This is a genomic window from Kribbella sp. CWNU-51, from assembly GCF_054073265.1.
Genome location: NZ_JBSXMZ010000007.1, coordinates 793,932 through 817,530, shown reverse-complemented (window position 1 = coordinate 817,530; position 23,599 = coordinate 793,932). Strand labels below are relative to the sequence as shown.

Annotated in this window: 32 protein-coding genes; 20 read left to right on the top strand and 12 right to left on the bottom strand. The window is 69.0% G+C overall.

All coding sequences use genetic code 11. The features are described 5' to 3' along the window. Window positions 1-55: 55 nt before the first annotated feature. Window positions 56-1,576, bottom strand: a complete 1,521-nt coding sequence (locus ACXC9Q_RS12425) for an LCP family protein (protein WP_457056622.1) — start codon at window positions 1,574-1,576, stop codon at window positions 56-58. Window positions 1,577-1,678: 102 nt separating this feature from the next. Between ACXC9Q_RS12425 and ACXC9Q_RS12420 the strand changes: the two genes are divergently transcribed. Together ACXC9Q_RS12420 and ACXC9Q_RS12415 are read left to right on the top strand one after the other, a co-directional pair. After that, entirely contained in the window at window positions 1,679-2,158 is a 480-nt protein-coding gene (locus ACXC9Q_RS12420) for a GNAT family N-acetyltransferase (RefSeq protein ID WP_329482990.1), read from the top strand. Window positions 2,159-2,270: 112 nt separating this feature from the next. Continuing rightward, complete coding sequence (locus ACXC9Q_RS12415; protein ID WP_457056621.1) at window positions 2,271-3,098, top strand: DUF3152 domain-containing protein; 828 nt, start codon at window positions 2,271-2,273, stop codon at window positions 3,096-3,098. Here ACXC9Q_RS12415 and ACXC9Q_RS12410 read toward each other — a convergent pair. Then, window positions 3,089-3,454 carry a VOC family protein gene (locus ACXC9Q_RS12410; RefSeq protein ID WP_328524724.1) on the bottom strand — a complete coding sequence of 122 codons (366 nt, stop codon included), beginning with the start codon at window positions 3,452-3,454 and terminating at the stop codon, window positions 3,089-3,091. The two genes, ACXC9Q_RS12415 and ACXC9Q_RS12410, sit on opposite strands and share 10 nt — an antisense overlap. Window positions 3,455-3,515: 61 nt before the next feature. Then, window positions 3,516-3,740, bottom strand: coding sequence for a hypothetical protein (locus tag ACXC9Q_RS12405; protein ID WP_457056620.1), 225 nt, complete (start codon window positions 3,738-3,740; stop codon window positions 3,516-3,518). Between ACXC9Q_RS12405 and ACXC9Q_RS12400 the strand changes: the two genes are divergently transcribed. From ACXC9Q_RS12400 to ACXC9Q_RS12390, 3 genes are all read left to right on the top strand, one after another. Then, complete coding sequence (locus tag ACXC9Q_RS12400; RefSeq protein ID WP_457056619.1) at window positions 3,739-4,128, top strand: hypothetical protein; 390 nt, start codon at window positions 3,739-3,741, stop codon at window positions 4,126-4,128. The two genes, ACXC9Q_RS12405 and ACXC9Q_RS12400, sit on opposite strands and share 2 nt — an antisense overlap. Window positions 4,129-4,174: 46 nt before the next feature. Then, window positions 4,175-4,936, top strand: coding sequence for an SDR family NAD(P)-dependent oxidoreductase (locus tag ACXC9Q_RS12395; protein WP_457056618.1), 762 nt, complete (start codon window positions 4,175-4,177; stop codon window positions 4,934-4,936). Window positions 4,937-5,147: 211 nt separating this feature from the next. Continuing rightward, a complete protein-coding gene (locus ACXC9Q_RS12390; RefSeq protein ID WP_012924486.1) occupies window positions 5,148-5,378 on the top strand; it encodes a hypothetical protein in 231 nt (76 codons plus the stop codon). A 228-nt stretch (window positions 5,379-5,606) separates the two neighbouring features. Here the strand turns inward: ACXC9Q_RS12390 and ACXC9Q_RS12385 are convergent, their stop codons facing one another. From ACXC9Q_RS12385 to ACXC9Q_RS12375, 3 genes are all read right to left on the bottom strand, one after another. Beyond that, entirely contained in the window at window positions 5,607-5,972 is a 366-nt protein-coding gene (locus tag ACXC9Q_RS12385; protein WP_457056617.1) for a VOC family protein, read from the bottom strand. Between the two features lie 188 nt (window positions 5,973-6,160). Continuing rightward, a complete protein-coding gene (locus ACXC9Q_RS12380) occupies window positions 6,161-6,682 on the bottom strand; it encodes a BTAD domain-containing putative transcriptional regulator (RefSeq protein WP_457056773.1) in 522 nt (173 codons plus the stop codon). Continuing rightward, window positions 6,625-7,089, bottom strand: a complete 465-nt coding sequence (locus tag ACXC9Q_RS12375; RefSeq protein WP_457056616.1) for an AfsR/SARP family transcriptional regulator — start codon at window positions 7,087-7,089, stop codon at window positions 6,625-6,627. Before ACXC9Q_RS12375 ends, ACXC9Q_RS12380 begins: the two co-directional genes overlap by 58 nt. Window positions 7,090-7,165: 76 nt before the next feature. On the opposite strand from ACXC9Q_RS12375, the gene ACXC9Q_RS12370 reads away from it, so the two are divergent. From ACXC9Q_RS12370 to ACXC9Q_RS12350, 5 genes are read left to right on the top strand one after another with little or no spacing between them, the layout of a single operon-like run. Further along, a complete protein-coding gene (locus ACXC9Q_RS12370; protein ID WP_457056615.1) occupies window positions 7,166-8,107 on the top strand; it encodes a DUF1905 domain-containing protein in 942 nt (313 codons plus the stop codon). 42 nt (window positions 8,108-8,149) lie between these two features. After that, window positions 8,150-8,341 carry a hypothetical protein gene (locus ACXC9Q_RS12365; RefSeq protein ID WP_457056614.1) on the top strand — a complete coding sequence of 64 codons (192 nt, stop codon included), beginning with the start codon at window positions 8,150-8,152 and terminating at the stop codon, window positions 8,339-8,341. Next, on the top strand, window positions 8,338-8,787 hold the full coding sequence (locus tag ACXC9Q_RS12360; RefSeq protein ID WP_457056613.1) for a YdeI/OmpD-associated family protein: 450 nt from the start codon (window positions 8,338-8,340) through the stop codon (window positions 8,785-8,787). The genes ACXC9Q_RS12365 and ACXC9Q_RS12360 overlap by 4 nt, the downstream gene beginning before the upstream one ends. Next, the gene (locus ACXC9Q_RS12355; protein ID WP_457056612.1) at window positions 8,787-9,143 is read left to right on the top strand and encodes a YciI family protein; all 357 of its coding nucleotides are present in this window, start codon (window positions 8,787-8,789) and stop codon (window positions 9,141-9,143) included. The genes ACXC9Q_RS12360 and ACXC9Q_RS12355 overlap by 1 nt, the downstream gene beginning before the upstream one ends. Further along, on the top strand, window positions 9,143-10,093 hold the full coding sequence (locus ACXC9Q_RS12350) for a GNAT family N-acetyltransferase (protein ID WP_457056611.1): 951 nt from the start codon (window positions 9,143-9,145) through the stop codon (window positions 10,091-10,093). Before ACXC9Q_RS12355 ends, ACXC9Q_RS12350 begins: the two co-directional genes overlap by 1 nt. Window positions 10,094-10,157: 64 nt before the next feature. On the opposite strand, the gene ACXC9Q_RS12345 is transcribed toward ACXC9Q_RS12350, so the two are convergent. Continuing rightward, entirely contained in the window at window positions 10,158-10,607 is a 450-nt protein-coding gene (locus ACXC9Q_RS12345; RefSeq protein WP_457056610.1) for a M23 family metallopeptidase, read from the bottom strand. Between the two features lie 317 nt (window positions 10,608-10,924). After that, window positions 10,925-11,593, bottom strand: a complete 669-nt coding sequence (locus ACXC9Q_RS12340; protein WP_457056609.1) for an excalibur calcium-binding domain-containing protein — start codon at window positions 11,591-11,593, stop codon at window positions 10,925-10,927. A gap of 96 nt (window positions 11,594-11,689) precedes the next feature. Between ACXC9Q_RS12340 and ACXC9Q_RS12335 the strand changes: the two genes are divergently transcribed. After that, window positions 11,690-11,887, top strand: a complete 198-nt coding sequence (locus tag ACXC9Q_RS12335) for a DUF5808 domain-containing protein (RefSeq protein WP_457056608.1) — start codon at window positions 11,690-11,692, stop codon at window positions 11,885-11,887. Here ACXC9Q_RS12335 and ACXC9Q_RS12330 read toward each other — a convergent pair. After that, window positions 11,870-14,113 carry a HelD family protein gene (locus tag ACXC9Q_RS12330; RefSeq protein ID WP_457056607.1) on the bottom strand — a complete coding sequence of 748 codons (2,244 nt, stop codon included), beginning with the start codon at window positions 14,111-14,113 and terminating at the stop codon, window positions 11,870-11,872. The genes ACXC9Q_RS12335 and ACXC9Q_RS12330 overlap by 18 nt on opposite strands. 147 nt (window positions 14,114-14,260) lie before the next feature. On the opposite strand from ACXC9Q_RS12330, the gene ACXC9Q_RS12325 reads away from it, so the two are divergent. From ACXC9Q_RS12325 to ACXC9Q_RS12315, 3 genes are all read left to right on the top strand, one after another. Further along, window positions 14,261-15,484, top strand: a complete 1,224-nt coding sequence (locus ACXC9Q_RS12325; RefSeq protein ID WP_457056606.1) for a M4 family metallopeptidase — start codon at window positions 14,261-14,263, stop codon at window positions 15,482-15,484. Window positions 15,485-15,561: 77 nt separating this feature from the next. Beyond that, complete coding sequence (locus ACXC9Q_RS12320) at window positions 15,562-16,089, top strand: NADPH-dependent FMN reductase (RefSeq protein WP_457056605.1); 528 nt, start codon at window positions 15,562-15,564, stop codon at window positions 16,087-16,089. A 149-nt stretch (window positions 16,090-16,238) separates the two neighbouring features. Beyond that, complete coding sequence (locus tag ACXC9Q_RS12315; RefSeq protein ID WP_457056604.1) at window positions 16,239-17,243, top strand: LLM class flavin-dependent oxidoreductase; 1,005 nt, start codon at window positions 16,239-16,241, stop codon at window positions 17,241-17,243. 2 nt (window positions 17,244-17,245) lie between these two features. On the opposite strand, the gene ACXC9Q_RS12310 is transcribed toward ACXC9Q_RS12315, so the two are convergent. Next, window positions 17,246-17,755: an Lrp/AsnC family transcriptional regulator gene (locus tag ACXC9Q_RS12310; protein ID WP_457056603.1), complete on the bottom strand. Its 510-nt coding sequence runs from the start codon at window positions 17,753-17,755 to the stop codon at window positions 17,246-17,248. 138 nt (window positions 17,756-17,893) lie between these two features. On the opposite strand from ACXC9Q_RS12310, the gene ACXC9Q_RS12305 reads away from it, so the two are divergent. Then, window positions 17,894-19,048, top strand: coding sequence for a trans-sulfuration enzyme family protein (locus ACXC9Q_RS12305; protein WP_457056602.1), 1,155 nt, complete (start codon window positions 17,894-17,896; stop codon window positions 19,046-19,048). Between the two features lie 69 nt (window positions 19,049-19,117). Here the strand turns inward: ACXC9Q_RS12305 and ACXC9Q_RS12300 are convergent, their stop codons facing one another. Then, window positions 19,118-19,690 (bottom strand): ClpP family protease, encoded by a 573-nt coding sequence (locus ACXC9Q_RS12300; protein WP_329482969.1) that lies wholly within the window; start codon window positions 19,688-19,690, stop codon window positions 19,118-19,120. 125 nt (window positions 19,691-19,815) lie between these two features. Between ACXC9Q_RS12300 and ACXC9Q_RS12295 the strand changes: the two genes are divergently transcribed. The 4 genes from ACXC9Q_RS12295 to ACXC9Q_RS12280 are packed head-to-tail and all read left to right on the top strand — an operon-like array spanning window position 19,816 to window position 22,000. Continuing rightward, window positions 19,816-20,169 carry a helix-turn-helix domain-containing protein gene (locus ACXC9Q_RS12295; protein ID WP_329482968.1) on the top strand — a complete coding sequence of 118 codons (354 nt, stop codon included), beginning with the start codon at window positions 19,816-19,818 and terminating at the stop codon, window positions 20,167-20,169. After that, the gene (locus tag ACXC9Q_RS12290) at window positions 20,170-21,159 is read left to right on the top strand and encodes a pyridoxal-phosphate dependent enzyme (RefSeq protein ID WP_457056601.1); all 990 of its coding nucleotides are present in this window, start codon (window positions 20,170-20,172) and stop codon (window positions 21,157-21,159) included. A 41-nt stretch (window positions 21,160-21,200) separates the two neighbouring features. Beyond that, window positions 21,201-21,605: a hypothetical protein gene (locus ACXC9Q_RS12285; RefSeq protein ID WP_457056600.1), complete on the top strand. Its 405-nt coding sequence runs from the start codon at window positions 21,201-21,203 to the stop codon at window positions 21,603-21,605. After that, on the top strand, window positions 21,602-22,000 hold the full coding sequence (locus ACXC9Q_RS12280; RefSeq protein ID WP_457056599.1) for a GNAT family N-acetyltransferase: 399 nt from the start codon (window positions 21,602-21,604) through the stop codon (window positions 21,998-22,000). Before ACXC9Q_RS12285 ends, ACXC9Q_RS12280 begins: the two co-directional genes overlap by 4 nt. On the opposite strand, the gene ACXC9Q_RS12275 is transcribed toward ACXC9Q_RS12280, so the two are convergent. After that, window positions 21,987-22,862, bottom strand: coding sequence for a hypothetical protein (locus tag ACXC9Q_RS12275; protein ID WP_457056598.1), 876 nt, complete (start codon window positions 22,860-22,862; stop codon window positions 21,987-21,989). The two genes, ACXC9Q_RS12280 and ACXC9Q_RS12275, sit on opposite strands and share 14 nt — an antisense overlap. 99 nt (window positions 22,863-22,961) lie before the next feature. Between ACXC9Q_RS12275 and ACXC9Q_RS12270 the strand changes: the two genes are divergently transcribed. Further along, window positions 22,962-23,531 (top strand): DUF4865 family protein, encoded by a 570-nt coding sequence (locus ACXC9Q_RS12270; protein ID WP_457056772.1) that lies wholly within the window; start codon window positions 22,962-22,964, stop codon window positions 23,529-23,531. The last annotated feature ends 68 nt before the right edge of the window (window positions 23,532-23,599 follow it).

Here is a 23,599-nt window from a genome sequence, read left to right as displayed (position 1 = left end):
TCGGAACGTTCGAATAATAGCCCATTGGCCGCCCGCCGCACAATCCCGCGGGCGATCAGCCGGGTGGGCCTGGGTTGTAGGCGCAGGCTGAGGTTAGGTCCGCTGCGTTCGTGGTCGGCTTCGTGGTGGTTGGCTTCGTGGTGGTGGTGTGCCGGGGTGTGGTGGGAGTGCTGCGGGGTTTGGTGGATGGGTTGAGGGCTTGCTGGATGATGGTGCGCATGCCGGCGTAGTTGGGGTTGCGGCCGTTGGGGTAGTTCTTCTTCTTGTCGAGGTCGATGTTGGTGATCTTGGCGGTCTTGACCCGTTGGCCGAGCGTGACGAAGGCGGCGAGCAGATTCTGCGGGATGTCGGTGCGGATCAGTTGCTCGCCGGCCTTGGCGATGGCCTCGTAGTTGGAGAGGACGTTCTGCGGGGTGGCGCGTTCGACGATCGCCTTGACCGTGCAGCGCTGGCGGGCCTGCCGGGCGAGGTCCGCGGTCGGCACCATGTAGCGGCCGCGGGCGAACCACAGGGCGTCGGTGCCGTTCAGCTTCCGGTTCGGGCCCGGCTGCAGGTACCGGCTGGCGGGGATCTTCTTGTCGTCGTTGCCGCCGACCGGGACCGGGTAGTTGATGTTCACCGTGATCCCGCCGAGCGCCTCCACCAACTGTGCGAACCCGGCAAGGTTGATCTGGACGTAGTAGTGCAGCTTCAGCCCGAGCGCCTCGCCGACCGACAGCTTCAGGATGTCGGCGCCCTCGTTGTCCGACGGCCCGATGATGCCGTGGTGCTTGGCCGGGATCATCCGGTACATCGCGTCGAGGTAGTAGTCCGACTGCTCGACCTTACCGTTCGGATCCCAGAATCCGGTCGGGTAGATCTTGTGCAGCGGCGAGTCGGCCGGGAACGGCATCCGCATCCAGTTCCGGGTCAGTGAGATCAGCGCGGTGTCCCCGGTCTTCGTGTCGATGCTCGCGACCATCACCGTGTCGGTGCGCGTCCCCTGCCGGTCCTCACCGTCGTCCGCGCCGAGCAGCAGCACGTTCACCCGCGGCAGTTGCTGCCAGACGTCGTCGCGAGGGGTGATCGTCGGCCGGGTCTGACTCTTCGACCCCTTGCCGGAGAACACCTTCTGGACCAGGCTGCGCTGTGCCATCAGCGTGTCCGCGCCCATCGCCGTACTCGCGACCATCCCGAAGCACACCAGCCCGATCACCAGCGAGCCGAGCACGCGCGACCCCGGTCCGACGGTCAACGGGCGCAACATCTTGTACGACGTGACGAGTACGACGACCCACACGAGGGCGAGCGCGCCCAGTCCCGCGACCATCCACAGCAGCAGCCCGGGATCCAGGGCCCACGTGATCACGTCGTCCCGTCGTCGCAGCCCGACGTACGCGGCTCCGCCGTACAGCGCGATGCTGAGCGTCGTCAGCAGGGTGCCGAGCCGGATCCGGCGGGCGACCAGGTACGCCGTACCGGGCAGGAGCGCACCGAGGATGGCGACCGCCAGCGCGGCGAGGGCGGACCGTTGCCGAGGCTTCGCCCTCCGGGCGCGTCCGGGTGAGGCACGGCGGGCTCTGCTACTCGACGACATGGTCTCCCTCGACGGCCGACGACAAGACAGCGGACGCGTCCCCGGTGCGCGTCCACTCCCTACGATTCACTGACGCGGCAAAAAGTTGGCATGATCGTCCACGTGACCGAAATTCAGGTACGGCGGGCCAAGCCGGACGACGCGGAAGCCCTGGTCCGGCTGCGTGGACTGATGCTCGCTGCGATGGGCAACGATCTCGGTGGACCGGACGCGCCGTGGCGGGAGGCCGCGCGGCAGTGGTTCGTCGAGCAGCTCGCGTCACCGGAGACCTTCGCGGCGTACGTCGTCGACGATCCGGCGGCCGGATTGGTCGCATGCGCCGCGGGCAACGTGTACGTCCACCCGCCGGGCCCGAACGACCTGACCACGCTTCGGGGTCACCTGTACAACGTCAGCACCGAGCCCGACTTCCGCCGCCGCGGCCTGGCCCGGGCCTGCGTGGTCGCGCTGATGGACTGGTTCCGGGACGAGACCGCCGTCGGTCAGGTCGAATTGCACGCGACCGACCACGGCATCGAGCTCTACCGGGCGCTCGGCTTCACCGAGTCGCGCTATCCGACACTGCGCTTCCGCCGGAGCTGACCCACCACGCTGGAACCGCCTGCATCCGTGGGCGGAGAAGGGTTTGTGGGCACAGGGGCAAGTAGTCAGTGAGGACGCGCCCGCCGCGGGTGCGGTGTGAGGAGCTCACCAGATGCGCCGCTGGACTGCTGGCAGGACGATCGGGTGGGCGATCGCGGTCGTGGCCGTGATCGGGGCGCTGTACCAGCTGCCGGCCAGCCCGTTCGCCCGCCACGGCTACCCGGATCGCCGCGCCGCGGAGACCGGCTCGGCCGGCGTCGCGTCGCCGTCGGTTGTTTCGGGACAGACACCCAGCGGCCCGGTCAACCCGTCGTCCTCAGCACCGGCGGTGAAGCCGCAGCCGGTGATCACCTATCCGATGGAAGGGTCCCGCTCGTACGCCGTTCTGCCCGGCAACGCGGCGGTGATCGGGCGGTCCGGGCGGTTGATGACGTTCCAGATCGCGGTCGAGGGTGGGATCACCGGGATCGACCGGGCCGCGTTCGCGCAGTTCGTGCGGACGACGTACGGCGCGCCGCAGGGGTGGGCGTCACACGGGCTGTGGCGGTTCCGGCAGGTCGGGTCGGGGCAGGACCCCGACTTCACGGTGATGCTGGTCACGCCGCAGACACGCGACACGATCTGTGGGGCGGCGCCCGACCGGTACACCAGTTGCCGGATCGGCGATCGCGTCGTTCTCAACGTCGCGCGCTGGGTGCACGGCGTCCCGAACTACGGCGCACCGCTGACGGCGTACCGGCAGTACATGATCAACCACGAGACCGGGCACCGGCTCGGCCGCGGGCACGAGCTGTGCCCGGGGCCTGGTCAGCCGGCGCCGGTCATGGAGCAACAGACGCTGGGTCTGCACGGCTGCACGCCGTACGCGTGGCCGTACCTCGACGGCGCCCGCTACACCGGCCGCCTCGGTCAGTACGACGACCCCGTTCCTCACTCCTGAATGATCGCAATGACGTTGCCGGCCGGGTCTTTGAACCAGGCGATCAGGGGGCCGATCCCGCGGTAGATGCCGGAGTCGTCCTGGTCGTCGTTGTAGCGCTCGAAGCTGACGCCGCGGCCGGTCAGCTCCCGGACCGTCCCCTCGATGTCCGCGACCGGGAAGTTGAGCATCGTGTATTCGGCCGGGACGTGGTCCGACTTCGGGTAGACCAGGATCGGGTTGCCGCCGGCAACCTTCAGCTGGAGCATCCCGTTCGCCTCCCCGACATCCAGTCCGAGCGTCCCGCCGTAGAACGCCTTCGCCGCCTCCAGGTCGTTCACCGAGAACCCGCTGAACGCCTTCGTGTCCTTGAACATCTGATGTCCTCCTCGCTTGCCTGACATCAGGTACGTCGACGCCGTCGGCGTCATTTCGACACTAGTTGTGGAGGGCGACCTGGGGAATGGCCCGGGTGACGGCGGCGGTGACGGTGGCGGACTCGAGCCCGTCCGCGACGGTGTGCAGCAGGCGGACCAGGTGCGCCGCGTCGGTCGGGCCGAGGATGCCGGTGACGACGTCGAGGACACGGACGGTCAGCCCGTCGAGCTGGGACAGACGCGCCTGGCCCAGCGAGGTCACGGTCAGCGGCGTGGTCCGGACCATGCCGAGCGCTGCCCTCCGCGATCGCAAGCTCGGCCTCGGCCGGGGTGATGCCGACCTGGTCGGCGACCTCGTCCGGGGTGGCCCGGCCGTTCCCGATCGCGTTCAGCACGAGCGCGGCCGGCATCTTGATCCCGACCGCGTCCTGCAGACCGAGGATCAGTGGGTGGGCGTGGCCGCGGACGCGTTCCACCGCGTCCAGCAGCCGGAGTGCGTCGCCGACATCGCCGATCAGTTGCTCGGTCTGCACGGCCGCGAGGCCGGTCGGAGCCGATTGGGCGACTCCGTTGGCCGCCCGCTCAGGGACCGCAAGAGCCTTCGTTCCAGCGTCTTCGATGGTCACGTCCCCAGCGTACGGAGTGGTTCTGACAGCTCGGCGTGTCGTTCCTGAAGAAACCCTGTGAATCTGAAGGCATTGATCATCTACCCTCGCGACCATGCAGCTGAGCGGGAAACGAGCGCTGGTGATCGGTGGCGGTGGCGGCGGGATCGGCCGGGCGGTGACCGAGGCCTTCGGCAACGAAGGGGCTGCGGTCGTGGTCGCGGACCTCGATCCACGTCGCGCCGAGGAGGCGGCTGAGGCAGTGCGGCAGCGAGGCGGTACGGCGTACCCGGTGTCGGGTGATGTCCGCTCGCTGGCCGACATCGAGGCGATGGTCGCGGGCGCGGTCGAGAAGCTGGGTGGACTCGACGTGCTGGTCACGGTCGTCGGCGGACAGGTCGCGTTCGTGCCCGCGGTCAAGTTGCACGAGATGGCCGACGAGGACTGGGACACCATCTACGAGGTCAACCTCCGCTACGTGGCGCGGGCGGTTCGCACGGCGTTGCGCGTCTTCCTCGAGCAAGGTGTCGGCACCATCGTCAGCGTCGGCTCGGTCACCGGATTCATGGCCGCTCCGCAGCAGGCGGCGTACGGCGTGATGAAGGCGGGACTGCTCAGCCTGGCCCGGACCGTGGCCGCCGAGTACGCCCGCGACGGCATCCGGATGAACGTCGCGGCGGCCGGCGCGATCGCGACCGCGGTGGCCAACGCGAACGTCGACGCCGAGGTGGTCGACGAGATCCCGGCCGGCCGCTTCGGCCGCTCCGAGGAGATCGCCGCCGCCGTCGTCTACCTCGCGTCGGACGCGTCCTCGTACATGACCGGACAGCAGGTCGTCCTCGACGGTGGCGTCTCCGTCCGCGGCCCGTTCGCCTGAAATCACGACAGTCGAAGACCTGCTCGAAGAATGCGGTTCTGGCTGGTTTCGAAAAAGTTTGCCCGGAGGCGGACAAATCGCGATCGGTGCGTGACTTAGCGTCTCGATCCTCCGTTGGATCTGACGTGACGGTGAACACACGGCGCACCGGCACCGCGCTCGCTCCGCGCTCCCAGGCCGACCATCCCTCGAAGAGTTGCCAGGAGGACCAGTGACAACCGCCACCGCCACCCAGACGTCTGAGCGCCGACGCGTCCGAGTCTGGTTCGGTGAGCACGTGATCGCCGACTACAACGCCGAGCCGGCGTTGGCCGAGCGGTACGCCCACGCCATGAGCCGTCGCTTCGCCGGTCTTCGGGTCACCAACGACCCGATGCCCGCCGTCGACCGGCTCCCCGACCCCCTGCCCGGCGAGCGCATGTGGGACGTAGCCCCCCGCTGAGAAGACCCCGGTACCTTTCGCGTTCCGTTTCTCACCAGACAACCCACCCGGAACACGGCAAGGGTCGAGAACCTCACCTCGATCACTCAAAGGGACCGGACTTGGGCGGCAAGCGAGTGATGGGCGTTCTGCCCCTCGCTTGCCGCCGTTTCTCTCCTGCACAATGCGCCTGACAACTGTAAGACCGCGTCCGCACCGGAACCCCAAGTCCGGTGCGGACGTTTGTCGTCAGAGCCCGGCGAAGTACTCCGGCTTCATCTGGATGAGTTGGACATAGTTGCCGTCGGGGTCGATCAGCGTGGCGAACCAGCCGACGCCGCGATCCTCCGGGTGCACCAGCCACTCCACCTCGAGCGTGCGCAGGTGGGCGGCCGTCGCCTCGATGTCCTCGACGGCGAAGTTCACGATGCACCGGCCGGGCTCGACGGTCTTGGTGGTGACGTCGTCGCGGTGCTCGATGACCAGGCCGAAGCCGCCGAGGTTCAGGTTTCCGTACCCGTCGACCTCGGCGTGGAAGCCGTCGCGGTACCACGCCGTCAACCGGTCCGGGTCGGTACTGCCGAGCAACATGCTGTTCAGAACGGGCCGTGCCACGGTGTCTCCTCTGTCCGTCGAGCTGCCGATCAGCTCACACATCCGGTACGTCGGAGCCGCGCCGGCCGTCTCGACATCAGGGCCGGGTGATGAACTCCGTCACGATCGGTCCGAGCACCTCGGGTTCGACGTCGTGTGGTTGACCAGCCATCGTCAGCCGGCGCCCACCCGGCAGCACCTCGCCGCTGTCACCGCGCCCCCGCCGGTCGTACGTCGCGACCGTGAACCCATCGGCCAGCCACTTCACCAGCGGGATGAACGTCCGCCGGTCGTTCAGCGCTCCACCGACGAGCACGATCGCTGGGCCGCTGTCGCCGTACACCTCGGCGACGATCGGCGTACCGTCGGCCGACCGCACGGTCTCGATCCGCGGGCGCCTTGCCGTAGGCAACGATCTCCGAGGCCGCGCGGCCTCGCCGTAGAGACCGCCCAGGTAGGCGAACAGCTCGCTGTGTCCGTAGAGCCGCGGCTCGGTGTGCTGTGCCAGCCCTTCGAAGTAGCGCTCGTACCGTCGCCGGACCGCCTCGACCTCGCCCGCTTCCTCGAGCCGCTGCAGGCAGAACGCGCAGCCCGAGCTCCTCACGTAGCCGATCCCGCAGGTCGGCGGAGCTCGCCAACGGCTCCGCCTGCCGCCCGGCCTGATGCAAGGCCTTCAGCTGTACGGCGCGCAGCCGCTGGCGCAACGGGTTGCGGGCGACGAGTTCGGCCAGCTCCGCGACCAGTTCGTCGTGCTCACCGAGGACGAACCGCGCTTCGGCGTACGCCTCCCGGTCTGCCGGGCTCGGGCGGCAAGCGCGCGGAAGCGACCCGAGTCGAGCTCCTCGGGCGCCACCGACATCAGATAGCCGGCCGGCCCGGTCCGGACGAGCTGTCGCGCGCCCGGCTCGGCCTCGTCGAGCGCGCGGCGCAGCTGGGACACGCGAGTCTGCAAGGTCGCCGTCGGGTTGACCGGAAGCTCGTCACCCCAGAGGTCGTCGATGAGAGTGGTCGCGGCGACAGGGCGGCCGGCGTGCAGCACGAGATCGGCCAGCAGCGCCCGAACCTTCCGATCCGGGATCCGCACCGCCTGGCCGTCGTCGGTCCACGCCGGGACTGGCCCAAGCACGCCGAAACGCATGCGGGTCAGCCTAAGGCCGGAGCGCCGTCGGCGAATCCGGAAGTGATGTGTCCGGAATGGGGCCTAGCCTTTGGGCATGGATCAAGAGTTCGTCGGCGAGGTGATCGAGTGGCGCGGACCGGCGCCGTACTACTTCGTCCCCGTGCCGGAGCAGGAGAGTGTCGTCCTGCGGGGCGCGGCCTCGGCCGCCGGCTACGGCTGGGGGACGCTTCCGATCCGCGTTCGGATCGGCAGCACCGAGTGGAAGACGTCGCTGTGGCAGAAGGACGGTGGCTACCTGCTTCCGCTGAAGGACGCCGTGCGCAAACCCGCAGGACTGGACGCAGGCGACGCGGTGGACATTCGGCTCACGTTCGACGCGCAGCCCCGGAGGCAGAAGCGGCCGCCGGCCAAGCGGGTGCCGGTTCCCCGCCCGGCGGGCTCGCGGGAGCCGGTCACCGCCGAGCAGCTCACGATCGTTCCAGCCAACGAGGCGGCTTGGGAGGACCTGCAGGCGGTCTTCGGCACGACTGGCGACACCGCACGGTGCTGGTGCCAGCGGTTCCGGATGCTGCCCAAGGAGTCCTGGGCGTCCGAAAGTCCCGAAGAGCTCGCCGCCCGGCTCCGCGACCAGACCGCCTGCGGAAACCGAAAGGCACGGGCGACGAGCGGGCTGGTCGCGTATCTCGACGGCGAGCCCGTCGGCTGGTGCGCCGTCGCGCCGCGGGCGGACCACCCGAGGCTGCTCCGCGACTATCGCGTCCCGTGGCTGGGCCGCACCGAGGACAAGGCGGACACCACCGTCTGGGCCGTGACCTGCTTCGTCACCCGCGTCGGCTACCGGCGCCGAGGAGTCGGTCGCGCGCTCGCCCGCGCAGCCGCCGGGTTCGCCCGTGAACGCGGCGCCCGCGCTGTGGAGGGCTACCCGGACCTCGTGGACGGCGGGTCCGTCGGCACGCTCGCCATGTTCGCCGATGCCGGGTATGCCGAGGTGAATCGGCCGGGCACACGTCGCGCCGTCATGCGTATCGACTTCTGAGTCCAAAGAGTTTCTGAAGTGGCCGGTCGCAGGCTTGCCGGCATGACAACCACAACGAAGCAATCCACAGCATCACTTCTCCTGGCAGGCGCGCTCGCCGGCCCGCTGTACGTCGGCCTGGCCACCGGCAGCGGCACCGCGGTCGTCAACCTGGGCTTCACGGTCGCGGTGATCGTGGGCTGGGCCTGGTTGACTCTGTTGATGGTCCGCACTCGTACGGAGGAGATCCGATGAAGTTCACCGCCGAGCTCCTGTCCACCGGCAAGAACACGGCCGGCTTCGTCGTCCCGGACAACGTCGTCGAGTCCCTCGGCGGCGGCGCGCATCCGAAGGTCAGCGTCACCGTCAACGGCTACACGTTCCGCACCTCGATCGCCCGGATGGGTGGCCGCTATCTGCTCGGTTTCAGCGCCGAACGCCGTACCGAGGCCGCGGTCACGCCCGGCGAGGTGCTCGACGTCGAGGTGGACCTCGACACGGCTCCGCGCGAGCTCGACGTACCCGGGGAACTGGCCGCGGCGCTCGCGGCGGATGCGAAGGCCAAGGAGTTCTGGGAGACGTTGAGCTACAGCAAGCAGCAGTGGCACGTCCTGCAGATGACAGGGGCGAAGACCGAGGAGACCCGGGACCGGCGGATCGAGAAGTCGATCGCGATGCTGCGCGAGGGAAGGGCGCGCTGATGCGCTTCATCGCGGTGTTGCGGACTGCCGAAGCGCACGGGTTCCCGCCGCCGGAGCTGGCCGAAGGAATCGCCGCGCTGGGAGCGGAGGCGGCTCGCCGCGGGGTGCTGATCGACACGGCCGAATTGTTGCCTCTAGCAACGGCAACCCGGGTCGGGGTCTCCGGTGGTGAGCTCACCGTCACCGACGGCCCGTGCGGAGATCCCACCCCGCTCGGCGCGTACGCCGTGTACGAGGTGGCCACTCGCGACGAGGTCATCGACTGGACCAAGCGCTTCATGGACCTCCACCGTCGTACCTGGCCGGGCTGGGAGGGTGAGTCGGAGATCCGCCAAATGGTCGGGCCGGAGTCCTAATGGGCTGGCCCGCTGGAGTGACGACGGGACCGCTCGGGCCTGAGCACCCGCCCGCGGCGGTCGAGGTGGCGAACGCGATCGCCACCGCCGACGACAGCGGCAGGTACGTCACCCTCGACGACTTCGCCGACGAGCTCGACGGTGCGGACTCGCTGGGCGTGTGGCTCGGCGGCCGGCTCGCGGGGTACGGCCTCGTCCCGCCGCCGGACGTGGTCGACGGGCAGCCGATCGTCACGCTCAAGGGCGGCATCGACCCTGCGTGCCGGCGCCGCGGTCTCGGCGGGCCACTCCTCGACTGGCAACTGCAGCGTGCGGCGGAGCAGGGTGAGGTCGTCGACGTCTTGATCCAGCGTGTCAACGCCGGGGGCCTCGCTTTGGTCGCGAGCCGGGGGTTCCGGCCGATCCGCTACTACCGCGTGATGCGGCGCTGGTACGACGATCAGCCGGTGCGGGTGCCGTCGCTGCCCGACGGGTTCGCGATGATCGGATTCGACCCGCGGTACGACGAGCCGCTGCGGCTCACCTACAACGAGATCTTCACCGGCCAGTGGGGATTCCTCCCGAAGAACGCGGAGCACTGGGCGAAGTGGTTCACCAGTCACCACGCCTTCCGTCCGGAGCTGTCGAGGATCGTGGTCGACGGGGATCGGATCGCCGCGTTCGCGCTGGGCTACGAATTCACGGTCGACACCGAACAGACCGGCGTACGCGAGCTGTGGATCGGGCAGGTCGGTGCGCGCCAGGAGTATCGAGGTCGTGGGCTGGCCCGGGCGGCCATCAGCGCCGTACTGCGGGCCGGTCAGGTGGTTGGGTTCGAGCGGTCCGCGCTCGGCGTGGACGCAGACAATCCGACGGGAGCCTCCCGGCTGTACGAGTCGCTCGGCTTCGTGACCGTGACGAGTGAGATCCAGCAGCGGCTCTCGCTCGTACGACGGAGTGCGGAGAGCTGACGTCCGCCGCGCCAATGTCGACCTGATGCCGCTCGGTGGTGCGCTGCTCGCTGTGGCCTTCGTGTCAGCAGTACGTCCGGCAACCACGGTCGACGCCGTACGAGCGTCTGGTCCTGGCAACCAGCGAGACAGGTGAGAGTTGGCCACCGTTGTGCCAGCTGTTGAGGAACGCCTGCGGCGGCACGGCCCCACGCCGGATCCACCACACGCCGGCGGCCGTCGGCCAGCTGATCGCAAAGTGCAGATGCGGCGGCGTGAAGCGAGCACTTCCGGTCTTGCCGGTCCGCGCCAGGACCTGCCCGGCCCGCACCGACACCCCCGGACGAATCCCGGCCTCGATCGCCGACAGATGCGACCCGTAGTACCGCACGCCGTCAACGCCCACGACCGACACCGACAGTCCGCCCCGATCCGCTCCCACATTGGTCTTCGGATCCCACGCGTCCACCCGTGTCACCTCGTCCACCCGCCCATCAACCGGCGACACGAACCGGCACCCGACCTTCGCAAACACGTCCGACGCCGGATAATCATGATGACTCTGCGAAGCATCCCCGCGACACCCGGCGATTGGGAACACGTACCGAATCCGCGCCGCCGAAGGCCGAACCGGCACCGTCGTACGCCGCGTCGGCCCGGCAGTCGGCGTCCGCTCAGGTGTCGGCTTAGCTGTCGGCCCCGGCGTTGTCACGACGCGCGTCGGCGTCGTCACCGGTCCGCTCTGACTGCTCGGCTGCCCACGCTCGAACACCCCGGCCGACGACAGCGCGAAGATCCCGGCGGCCGCGACAACCACCGCACACGTCAGAAAAACCGCCCAGACCCGACCCGTCACGGGAACCAGAAGGCGTTGACCGCCGCCGTCGAATACACCGTCTCGCAGGGAATCCCGTTCTTGTCCGCGTCCATTCGCTGTGGCATGTCGTAGTACCACCAATAGGCGACGGCCTGCGCGTACGTCGCTCCCCGAGCGGCGAGATCCCGGCAGAACAACCCAGCCGTCCACGGCACGACGCCGGTCACCTCACGGCCGTTCCAGTACGCGCCGACGTCGCTGCGCGAATAGACGGTCTCGCACGGGATTCCGTTGCGGTCGGCATCCATCTGGTCCGGCTGGCCGTGCAGCCGCCAGTAATCGATCGCCGCCACGTAGCTGTACCCCTTGGCCTTCAGGTCCCGGCAGAACAGTCCCGCGGGCAACGATCGTACGTCGCCGGCAACCTTCGGTGCCGCGGGTGCGGACGACGTCGTGGTGCCTTCGACGGACGGTGCGACGGTTCGTGGCGCCACAGAGACGGGCGCCGCCGGCGCGGACGCCGGCGTGCTGGCTGCCTGCTTCGACGGATCATCCTTGGTCATCAGCACCAGCAACCACGCTAGCAGGACGAGGATGACCCCGACCGCGACTCCGGCCAACGCTGCCAGGGTCGCGTTGCCGCGTTCATGACCGAGGCGACCGGGCTTGTGACAATGCGTGCGTGAATACAGTTCTCCATTCATGATTTCCCCCCGCTGTCATTGAAGCTCCGGGGGTCATCGGTGTCCACGGTTCATCGGCAGAACTGCTGCTGACGCTCTCCGAGCTACTGTCGACGTATGGGTAGTAAGACCGGAAAGTTCCTCGGGCTCCCCTACGACTGGCGACGCCCGACCGTGGACCGGACGAAGTCCCGCTGGTGGAATCCGGACGACCCGGGGCTGTTCACCCCGAAGGTCCTCGGCTGGGGCTTCTCCATCAACTTCGGCCGCCTCTTCGGCCGACGCCCGCACGACGACTCAGCCCCAGGCAGCTGAGTCCCGGAGTACGTCGGGGAGCGTGCCAACGACTCCGAGTCGTTGGGTGCATCGGGTCAAAGCGACGTACAAGTCGCGCAGACCGCGCGGGGACTCGATCACGATGCCGTCGGGGTCGACGACCAGGACGGAGTCGAACTCGAGGCCCTTCGCCTCGCGCGCGCTCAGGACCGTGACGCCGGCGAGGTCGGTGACCGCCTCCTGAACGAGTTCGAGCCGGCTGCGGGACGTGATGACGCCGACCTGGCCGTACTGCGTTTCCTCGGCGGCGATCTTGTAGACGTACAGAGCCTGCTCGGCGGCGGGCACGTCCGCGTGCCAAGGCTTCACACCGGTGGACCGGACCGAGCGCGGTGCTCGCGCGGAAGGGTCGACCTCGCGCAGTACGTCCTGAGCGAGATCCATCACCTCGGCCGGGGTGCGGTAGTTCAGCGTGAGCTCGGCCAGTCGCCAGCGATCGCCGAAGGTCTCGCCGAGTGCGGCCGACCAACTCGTCCCGCCACCGATCGCGCCGGTCTGCGCGACGTCGCCGACCACGGTCATCGAGCGCAGCGGGCAACGGCGCGCGATCGCCCGCCACGCCATCGGCGTCAGCTCCTGCGCTTCGTCCACGATCACGTGCCCGTACGTCCACCGCCGGTCGGCCGCGGCGCGGTCCGCGAGCGTGCGGTCGTCGTCCGCCTCGAACCGCTCGGCCAGCATCTCGGCGTCGAGGATGTCCTTCGCGGTCAGAACCTCTGATTCGTCGTCATCGTCGAAGTCGGTCGAGCCGGAACCGGACAGCAGGTCCAGCGCCCCCTGCGCGTAGGCGACCGCGCGGGCCCGGGCCGCACGCTCCTTCGCGGCTTCGGTGCCGTCGTCGCCGAGTAACTCCGCGGCTTCGTCGAGCAGGGGTACGTCGGAGGGACTCCAGTCGTCGCCGTACCGCAGGAGGTGCTCGCGGTCGAGTGCGGTCAGCTGCGGTGCCGCCAACGCGAGCCGGTCCTCGTCGCCGTACAGATCCTCGAGGAGTTTCTGCGGACTGAGCAGTGGCCAGAGCTGGTCGAGCAGTGCCTGGACCGCGGGCTCGGCGAGGACTTCCTTGCGCAGTTCCGAGAGCTCGTAGTCGTCGAGCAGGTTCTCGCCGTCGAGTGGATCGGTGCCGATCAGGTCGGAGTACTGGTTCGTCAGGTGGTCGACGATCTCGGTCAGGAAGTAGGGACGGGCCAGGTTGTGGGTGAGGTTCCGGCCCCGGGCGCGCTCGCGGGCCGCGAGGCAGACCTTCGGGTCGAGTTCGAGGTCGGTCCGGTCGACGGTGAGGCGGACCGGTCGGTCCGGGATCCATTGCCTGTCGGCGACCGCCTTGGCGATCACCTCGGCCATCACCACGCGACCCTTCACCTCGGCGCTCTCAGCGGTCTCCGGCCGGGTCGCGGTCAGACCCGGGTACAGCTCGGCGACGGTGACGAGCCGGACGCCGTCCTCACCGAGCGACGGGAGCACCTGGCCGATGAACCGCAGGAACGCCGCATTCGGCCCGACCACCAGAATTCCGCGCTTTTCCAGTTGTTCACGATGCGTGTAAAGCAGAAATGCGGCCCGGTGCAACGCGATCGCGGTCTTGCCGGTGCCGGGACCGCCCTGGACGACCAGGATTCCGGGCAGCTCGGAGCGGATGATCCGGTCCTGATCGGCCTGGATCGTCTGCACGATCGACTCCATCTGACCGGTCCGCCGGGCCTCGAGTGCCTTCAGCAGAACGGCCTCGCCGATCACGCCGGTCCCGGGCTTGGACGCGTCCGCCGCATCCCGCTCCAGATCGAGTTGCTCGTCCTGGACGTCGACCACCTTCCGCAGCCGGGTCTGGATGTGCCGGCGCCGGACGACACCGTGGTTCGCCACCGCGGTCGCGATGTAGAACGGCCGTGCGGCGGGCGCACGCCAGTCGACCAGGAGGGGTTCGTAGTCCGCGTCGTGCAGGCCGATCCGGCCGATGTGCAGGATCTCGCCGTCGGCCGCGTCGAGACGGCCGAAGTACAGGCCCTCCTCGGCGGCGTTCAGCCGGGTCTGGCGGAGCTTGAGGTCACGGATCCGGCCGTCGCGCTGGTGCAGGGCCTGGGCGTTGCGGGTCTGGACCAGTTGCTCGTCCCGGGAGCGCTCCTCGGTTCGCTCGCGCTCGGCGTCCAGCGCGGCGTAGAACGTGGTCAGGTGCGCCTGTTCGGCGTGGACCGGATTCGGCAATTCCAACCCCTCGTGGTAAAATTCATCGCCTTGGCTCCCAGAATGGTTTCTGCATTTCTGGTTGCAGCCACAAATCCTTGAGTTTATCCGCTGTCAGAGGATTTCTGTACTGCGGTCTGTCCCCGGATCCACCCGGTGGGGCACGATCTGAGGATGGTGTCCCACTACATCGTCCCGCCGTACCTGCTCGAGCAGCTCGAGCGCACCGTGGACGACCCCAACCTTCGCGCCAGGTATCGCCAGTCGCTGCAGCACGACGCCGTACTCCGAACGCGGCCCGCGGCCGGCCTCGGCCGGGCGACCGCGGAAGGCGGTCTGCGCCGCGAGGTGTACGACGCGGAGCACGAGACGAACCTGCCCGGCACTCCGGTCCGCGCCGAAGGTGAGGATCCCGTCGAGGACCTGGCCGTGAACCAGGCGTACGACGGGACCGGCGCGACCTGGACGATGTACAACGAGGCCTTCGGCCGCGACTCGATCGACGGCGAAGGTCTCGTGCTGACATCGACGGTGCACTACGACCGCGGGTACGCGAACGCCTTCTGGGACGGTGCCCAGATGGTCTTCGGCGACGGGGACGGGGAGATCTTCGGCAACTTCACCGGCTCGATCGACGTCACCGGCCACGAGCTCACCCACGGCGTGACGCAGTACACCGCGAACCTCTCGTACGAAGGCCAATCCGGCGCGCTGAACGAGAGCATCTCCGACGTGTTCGGCTCACTCGCCAAGCAGCATGCGCTCGGCCAGAGCACCGAAGAGGCCGACTGGCTGATCGGGGCCGGCCTGTTCATGCCCGGCGTCCGGGGCGACGCACTGCGGTCGATGAAGGCACCGGGCACGGCGTACGACGACCCCCGGCTCGGCAAGGACCCGCAGCCTGACCACATGTCGGGCTACATCGAGACCGAGGACGACAACGGCGGCGTCCACCTCAACTCCGGCATCCCGAACCGCGCCTTCTACCTCACCGCGGCCGAGATCGGCGGCAACGCGTACGACGACGCCGGCAAGATCTGGTACACCACGCTGACCTCCGGCACGCTCTCCGAATCCGCCACCTTCGCCGAGTTCGCCGAAGCGACGCAGGCGAGCGCGCGGGACCTGTACGGCGAGGACTCGACCCAACTGGCCGCGGTCACCCACGCCTGGCAAACCGTCGGCGTCCTCCCCACCGACCAACCCACCACCGATCAACCCGACGCCACCAGCCAGCCTGATGCGACCGGCCAGCCCGATGCCACCGGCCAGCCCGACGCCACCGGCCAGCCCGATCTCATGACCGCTGCCCAGACCGAACTGCAGCCCAGCACCCCACCCTCGCTGCCACCCCGTTCCAAGGACGGCGGTTCGTCCCGCGAGAAGCCGACCGACTGACGATGCGGAGCCGCGATCCTCGCACTCATCGCCCAGCGTTTGACCTAAAGTCTTGTTGAGGTACTAGCGTCCTTCGCGTGACTGTTCATCCGCTGCGGCTCGCGCTGCTGACGCGCAACGTGGACGCCGGGCGGTTCGGCACGCTGGTGACGCGGTGGTTCGCCCGCGAGTGTGAGCGGAGTGACGAGTTCAAGCTCGACCTGATCGACCTCAGCGCTGTTCCGCTCGCGGGGCTGCCGGCGCGAATCGAGGACGCGGACGCAGTGGTGATCGTCACAGCCGAGTACAACCACGCGTATCCGGGCGACCTGAAGACCGCGATCGACGCCGTCCGCCGGCCCTGGTACGGCAAACCGATCGCCTTCGTCGTGTACGGCGGCCGGTCCGGCGGACTGCGCGCGGCCGAACAGCTCCGGCTGGTTTTCGCCGAACTTCATGCGATCACCATCCGCGACACCCTCGGCTTCCACGAGGACGACTTCACGCCGGCGGGCGAGCCGATCGATCCGACGACACCGGGCGCGGCCGCCGCACTACTCCACCAACTCGCCTGGTGGGCCCGCCCACTGCGGGACGCTCGCGCCCAGACGCCGTACCCGGGCTGAGCGGATCCCAGGCACTCACCAACCGCGGTTTGGTCGACCCCTCCACGCTCAGCGGGCGCTGGGGAAGCCAACTCTATGAGTGCTGGCGGTCCGCCCCGGAATAGGCCGTGGCCGGACGCGGTTGCTGATTGAACGTGACAGCCGAACCGATGCCCCTGTCCGTGCTCGACCTTTCGCCGGTGCCGACGGGATCGCGGCCGTCGCAGGCGCTGCACGAGACACTCGAGCTGGCCCGCACCGCGGAGGCCGCCGGATACCACCGCTACTGGCTGGCGGAGCACCACAACATCCCCAGCGTGGTGAGCACGAGCCCCGAGGTGATGATCGCGGCCGTCGCCGCCGCCACCTCGAGCATCCGGGTCGGCTCCGGCGGCATCATGCTGCCGAACCACTCACCGCTCAAGGTCGCCGAGACGTTCCGCGTCCTGGCCGGCCTGTACCCCGACCGCATCGACCTCGGCATCGGCCGCGCGCCCGGCACCGATCAGCGCACCGCGCTCGCCCTGCGCCGCAGCCGGGAGACGCTCGGCGCCGACGACTTCCCCGAGCAGTACGCCGAACTCCGCGCGTACGCCGAGGGCTTCCCGACCGGTCACCCATTCTCCCCGATCTCCGCCCAACCGGACGACGTCCCGCTGCCGCCGGTGTGGATCCTCGGCTCCAGCACGTACGGCGGCCAGGCGGCGGCCGCCCTCGGGACCGGGTTCGCGTACGCCGGCCACTTCGGGACCCTGGACCCGGCCGGCGTCATCGCGTCGTACCGCGAGAACTTCCAGCCCTCGGATCACCAGACGTCGCCGCACGCGATCCTCGCCCTGGCCGCGATCGTGTCCGACACCGAGGAGCGCGCCCAGCAACTGGCCCGCGCCAACGCCCTCTCCATGCTCCGCCTCCGCTCCGGCCGCCCAGGCCCCCTCCCGTCCCCCGAGGAAGCCGAGTCCTACCCCTGGTCCGAAGGCGAACTGGCCGCCGTCGAAGAATGGTCCGGCCTGGTCTCGGTAGGCACCCCAGACCAAGTAGCCGCCGATCTCGCCCGCAGAGCCGGATCCGCCGGCGCCGACGAGTTGATCATCACCACCAACATCCACGACCCGGCCGAACGCCGCCACTCGTTCGACCTGCTGGCTCGCGAGTGGGGTCTGAAGCCCCGCTGACCTCAGCGCTCGGCGCCCCGGACGTGCTCGAAGATCAGGCTCGTCTCGGCGTGCACGACAGCCGGGTCGGCGGTCAAGTGGTCCAGGACGAATTCACGCAGCGCGTCCGGCGAGGCGGCTGACACGTGCAGCAGGTAGTCGTTGGCTCCGCTGACGTGGAAGAGGGACAGCACCCCGGGTAGGCCGGGGACTTTGCCGCGGAAGCGGTTGATCTCGTCGCGGGAGTGAGCCCCGATGCGGATCGCGATCAGGGCCTGAAGCGGCCGGCCCAGCGCGGCCAGGTCCACGTCGGCGTGGAAGCCGCGAATCACCCCGCGCTCGCGCAGGGAACGCACCCGGGTCAGGCAGGTGGACGGCGCGATGCCGGTCGCCTCGGCGAGGGCGTTGTTCGGCATCCGGCCGTCGGCGGTGAGCAGCCGGACCAGTTCACGGTCGACCTCGTCGAGCCCGCCCGACCCCGCACCCGGAACTGGCCGCGGGGCCGGTCCCGGCGTCCGACGATCCTTCGGCATGGCACCACTGTAGAGCGCCTCTACAGAATCCACAGCGTGTGGATGAGCCTGTGGATGAACTTTCTTCGGAACTCTTGCACTCCTTCCGCAGAAGATTCCATCCTCGGCCTCGACCGCCAGTTGTGGAGGAGGCCCCCGATGACCCAGCTCGACACCCGGTCCGTGCACGCCGGCCGCGACGACCTGACCGCGCTCGGCGTCCACGTCCCGCCGATCGACCTGTCCACGACCTACCCGCTCCCCGACGTCGGCACCGGCGGGACGTCGTACGACGAACTCACGCAAGGCCGCGGCCCGGACGGCGGCAGCCTCGTCTACCAGCGCTTGTGGAACCCGACCGTCGCCCGCTTCGAGGACGCCCTTGCGGAGCTCGAGCACACCGACGGCGCTGTCGCGTTCGGCTCCGGCATGGCCGCGCTCACCGCCTGCCTGCTCGCCGCTGTCGCCGCGGGCCGGCCGCATGTAGTCGCCGTACGGCCGCTGTACGGCGGGACCGACCACCTGTTATCCACAGGCCTGCTGGGGACAACGGTCACCTGGGCTGAAGTCACCGAGGTCGCCTCAGCCATTCGGGCGGACACCGGGCTCGTGATCGTGGAGACACCGGCCAACCCGACGCTGGAGCTGGTGGACATCGCAGCCGTGGTCGCGGCGGCGGGTGACGTACCGGTGCTGGTGGACAACACCTTCGCGACCCCGGTCCTCCAGCAGCCGGCTCGGCACGGGGCGAGCCTGGTGTTGCACTCGGCGACCAAATACCTCGGCGGGCACGGCGACGTCATGGGCGGCGTGGTCGCGGCCGGCGTGGAGTGGGTCGGCCGGCTCCGGCAGATCCGCGCAGTGACTGGCGGCCTGCTGCACCCGTTGGCGGCGTACGAACTGCACAGGGGACTGCAGACGCTGCCAGTGCGAGTACGGGCGCAGCAGGCGACCGCCATCAAGGTCGCCGACTGGCTCTCCGCCCAGCCCGCCATCGAGCAGGTCTACTACCCCGGGCTGACCGACCCCCAGGCCCTGATCGGCCGGCAACAGTCAGGCCCCGGCGCCATCCTCGCCTTCACGCTGACCGGCGGCCACGAGGCGGCAGCCTCTTTGGCGGGCGCCCTGAAGCTGATCACCCACGCCGTGTCCTTGGGCGGCGTAGACACCCTGATCCAGCACCCCGCCGCCCTGACCCACCGCCTGGTCACCCCCAAGGCCAAGCCCAGCGAAGGCCTCCTCCGCCTAAGCCTCGGCCTCGAAGACCCCGAAGACCTCACCACCGACCTATCCCAAGCCCTTACCCAGCTCTGAAGACCACCTTGGGCACGGGCCAACCGTTTTCGGCGCCGAAATCTGGTTGGCCGGTGCCCAAGGAACCCGCTAGGTGGCGACGGCTACGGGGCGAGTGAGGACTCGGTCGATGATGCCGTAGTCGCGGGCTGCGTCCGGGGTGAACCAGCGGTCCCGGTCGAAGTCGGTGGTGATGGTGTCGAGGGGCTGTCCGGTGCGGTCGGCGATCAGCTGGGCGAGGTCCTCACGCGCCTTGATCGCCTGTTCGGCCTGCACCTTGATGTCGCTCGCCGTACCGCCCATCCCGCCCGTCGGCTGGTGCATCATGATCCGCGCGTGCGGCAGTGCGTACCGCTTCCCCGGCGTACCGCAGGTCAGCAGCACCTGCCCCATCGACGCGACCATCCCCATCGCGTACGTCGCCACGTCGTTGCTGATGAAGCTCATCGTGTCGTAGATCGCCAGTCCGGCCGACACCGAGCCGCCGGGGGAGTTGATGTAGAGCGAGATGTCCGCCTTCGGGTCCTCGGCGTTCAGCAGGATCAGCTGCGCGCACAGCGCGTTGGCGTTCTCGTCCTTGATCTCGTCGCCGAGGACGAGGATGCGCTGCCAGAGCAGGCGCTCGTAGATGTGACGGTCCAGGTTGTTCGGTAGCTCGCTCATGGTCTCCAGCGTGTGGGTGAGCGTCCGGAAACGGTCAGGAATCTGCCCGTGGCAGATCTGCCCGCCGCAGACCCGGCCGGGATGGCACACTCTTTACAGGACATCAGGAGGCGAGGAGGCCAGACGTGTTGCTACGCCAGGTGATCGGGAACGTCTTCCGCCGGTTGCGGCGCGAGCGGGGGATCACCCTGCGCGAGCTCGCCGAGCTGGCGCAGGTATCGGTTCCCTACCTGTCCGAGATCGAGCGCGGCCGCAAGGAGCCGTCCTCGGAGATCCTCGCCGCGATCTGCCGCGCCCTGGAGCTCGAGCTGACCGACCTGCTGGCCGAAGTGCAGTTCGACCTCGCCACCGCGGTCCGCTCGACGCTGCCGGTCCGCCTCCAGACGGCGGCTATCCGGGTCCAGCAGGCGCCCCAGCGCATCGCATCGTCCCCGCACGCGTACTCCGGCACCGCCCAGGCCTTCGCCCTGGTCGCTTAGTTGGCGCGCTGGTACAGCAACCCGTCCGCGAGGTCCTGGCGTACGACGCCTGCACCGGCCGAGGTACTGGCGTTCCACCAGAGCCTCACCGGCTACCGCCCGACCCCGCTGACCCGTGTCCCCTCGCTGGCAGCCGAGTTCGGTGTCGGCGAAGTCCTGGTGAAGGACGAGTCGCAGCGGCTCGGCCTGCCCGCGTTCAAGGCGCTCGGCGCGTGGTGGGCGATCCACCGCACGCTCCAGGACCACTCCGGGCCGGTGGAGCTCGTCACCGCGACTGACGGCAACCATGGCCGTGCCGTCGCGCGCCGAGCCACCATGCTGGGTCTTTCGTCGCACGTGTTCGTCCCGGACGTGGTGAGTGACGCAGCGATCGACGCCATCCGCGCCGAGGGTGCCACGGTGACCGTCGTACCCGACTCGTACGACGCCGCGGTCGCCGAGGCAGCGTCGTACGCGTCAGATACTCGCCTGCTGATCCAGGACTCGGCCTGGCCTGGCTATGAGGTGGTGCCGCAGCACATCGTCGATGGCTACTCGACTCTGTTCCGGGAGATCGACGTACAGCCCGATCTGGTCGTCGTACCGATGGGTGTGGGGTCGATAGCGCAGGCGGCCGTCACGCACTACCGCAGCGGGTCGATCACGCCAGCGCTCCTCGGTGTGGAGCCCGCCAGCGCCTCCTGCGTCACCACCAGCCTCCTGGCCGGTGTGCTGGTCACAGTGCCGACCGGCAAGACCGCCATGGCAGGCCTGAACTGCGGTACGCCGTCCACCCTCGCCTTGCCCATACTGCGCTCAGGACTCGACTACTCGGTCACAGTCGAGGACGACGCGGCGCTCCAAGCCACCGCCGACCTCGGAGCCGCCGGAATCTCCTCAGGCCCGAGCGGAGCCGCGACCCTGGCCGGACTCCGAGCCGCCCGGGACCGCCTGGACCTGGATCCCGACAGCACAATCATCCTGATCAGCACGGAAGCGGCGCTGCCTTAAATCAGGTCCGGTCGGAGAGCGATCGCGCCTAGCCTGACCGGATGCCGAACCACGTGAAACGCCGTGAGCCCGCGGCAGCAGGGTCGATACCGGCGGTGCTGAAGATGTTCGAGTCCGAGGTGCGGTTCTACCGGGAGATCGCGCCGGTCGTTGGTGTCCGCGTTCCGGCCTGTTACCAGGCCGAGGAGAACGCGGACGGGACCCTGCTGGTGCTGGAGGATCTGTCCGCCTGGACGCCCGGCGCAGAGCCGGCGGTGCAGCCGGAGCGGTGGAGCGAGGCCGTGGACGCGTACGGCACCGGCCAGGGACTGGTCGAGGTCATGCCGTCGACGATGGTGCAGGGCTACCTCACCATGGCGGACTATCCGGACGGTTCCGAGGTCGCCGCGGCTTGGAACGCCCGCCTGGAAGCGGCCTCGGCCTTGCTGGCAGCAGGTCGCCTGTGACAGTGCACTACGAGGTGCGGTTCCCGGTTGACGACCGTGACCTGTCCACACTGCACGCGCTGGCGTTCGAGAGTGCGCTCGAGGTGCAGGCGTGGGGTGAGCGGTTGGAGCGGTGGGCGCTGACGTGGGTAGGGGCCTTCAGCAACGATCAGCTGGTCGGGTTCGTGCAGGTGTGCTGGGACGGCGGTGCCCATGCGTTCGTGCTGGACACCGCCGTTCATCCTGACTACGGCCGGCAGGGCATCGGCAAGCAGCTCGTCCTGACCGCGGCGGAGGAGGCGAAGGCGGCCGGATGTGAGTGGCTGCACGTCGACTACGAGCCGCATCTGACCGCCTTCTACGTGGACGCGTGCGGCTTCCGTCCGACGGATGCCGGGCTGCTCAAACTCCGATAGCTGTCAGGCGCTCGGTCGAGATGCAGGAGGTCAGGCAGCGTTCCTTCTGGTCGCCCAGCAGGTCCGCTGTCCATCGGGTGAACCCGCCGTCACCCAGGCCCTCTCCGTCCCGGTCGATGCCGAGCGCCGTGCCGGAGTAGTAGCTGGCGCTCTTGGTGCGTGCCGTGTCCTCGGTGAAGGCGATCTTCAGCGCGGGGCGGACCGTGTCGTCGATCCGCTCGCGGACCGCCGACGGCGTGAACATCGTGAAGGAGAGCTCGGCGGTGTCTCCCAGGACGTCATGCCAGAAGTTCAGGTGATCGATCAGCAGCGCGGCCTCGGTCCGTCCCGAGCCGCTGTCCCGCGCGCTCGACACCAAAGCGAACAGCTCGAAGTGCGCGGTCATCCCCGGCCCGTCGAACGGTTGCGCGCGAAGCACCCGCTGGCACGCGGCCAGGTCGACCCGATCCTGCCCGGCACGACGCCGTACGGCGGCCTCGATCGCGAGCTCGTTGGTCGGGTCGCTGGCGACCTCGGTGCCGCGGATCGTGCCCACCACCTGGTTCTGGTTGATGGTTGCGACCGCTGAACACGTCCCGAGCGGTGTCACCGGAGACAGCTCGACACCTTCGAACCGCGCCGGCAGCCGCTCCCACAGCCGCTGCCGGGTCTTCGCCAGCTGCCGCGGGTCGGCGGGCGACGGTCGCACGAAACGGTCCTGCTGCCACCGCTGCAGCAACCTGGCCGGCGTCACCTTGGCGGCGCGCTCGCGACTCACGTCCAGCAGTACCGACTGCAGTTCGGACGCACTCAACCCGTTGACGAGGGCGTCCCGGCTACCTGCCGGCAGCTTCGCCCAGAACCGTTCGATGACATCGCTCATCGCCCTACTGTGACGGACTCCCCACTGTCGGCGCTCGTCAATTACGTCTGTACCTACTAGTATGTTCGGGATCGACCGAGAGGGTGTGCCGTGGACGCGATGCAGTACGAGATCACCTTGCCGACCGACTACGACATGGGGATCATCCGGCGCCGGGTGGAGACGAACGCGCCCAGGCTGGACGACTTCGAGGGCATGGGACTCAAGGCGTACCTGATCCAGGACCGGGCGAACGGCGCGATGGTCAACCAGTACGCGCCCTTCTACCTGTGGCACGACCAGGCCGGGATGGCGAGGTTCCTGTGGGGCGGCGGGTTCTTCACGGGGATCTGTACGTCGTTCGGACGGCCGCCGGTGCGGCACTGGGCCGGCGTGGACGCGCTGGCTGGTCCGGATCTGGATCAGCCGGCGCTGAGCGCGACCAAGCACACGCAACTGCTGGCGCCCGACGTGGACCCGGCCGAGCCGATCGCAGCGGCGGTGGAGACGCTGCGGCAGACCGCCTCGCTGGACGGCGTCCACACCGCCGCGTTGGCTGTCGACCCGGCGCGCTGGGAGCTCGTCCACTTCACTCTGTGGAGCGGTCCTGAGCCGGGCACGGTGCCGGGGACGCGGTACCAGGTGCTGCACTTATCCACACCCGGGACAAAAGAACTGCTGGCACGCTGAAATCGCCGTATCTTCTTGGACATGAGATACCCGAGCCCGCACCTTTGACGCCCTGACCGACCCGACCG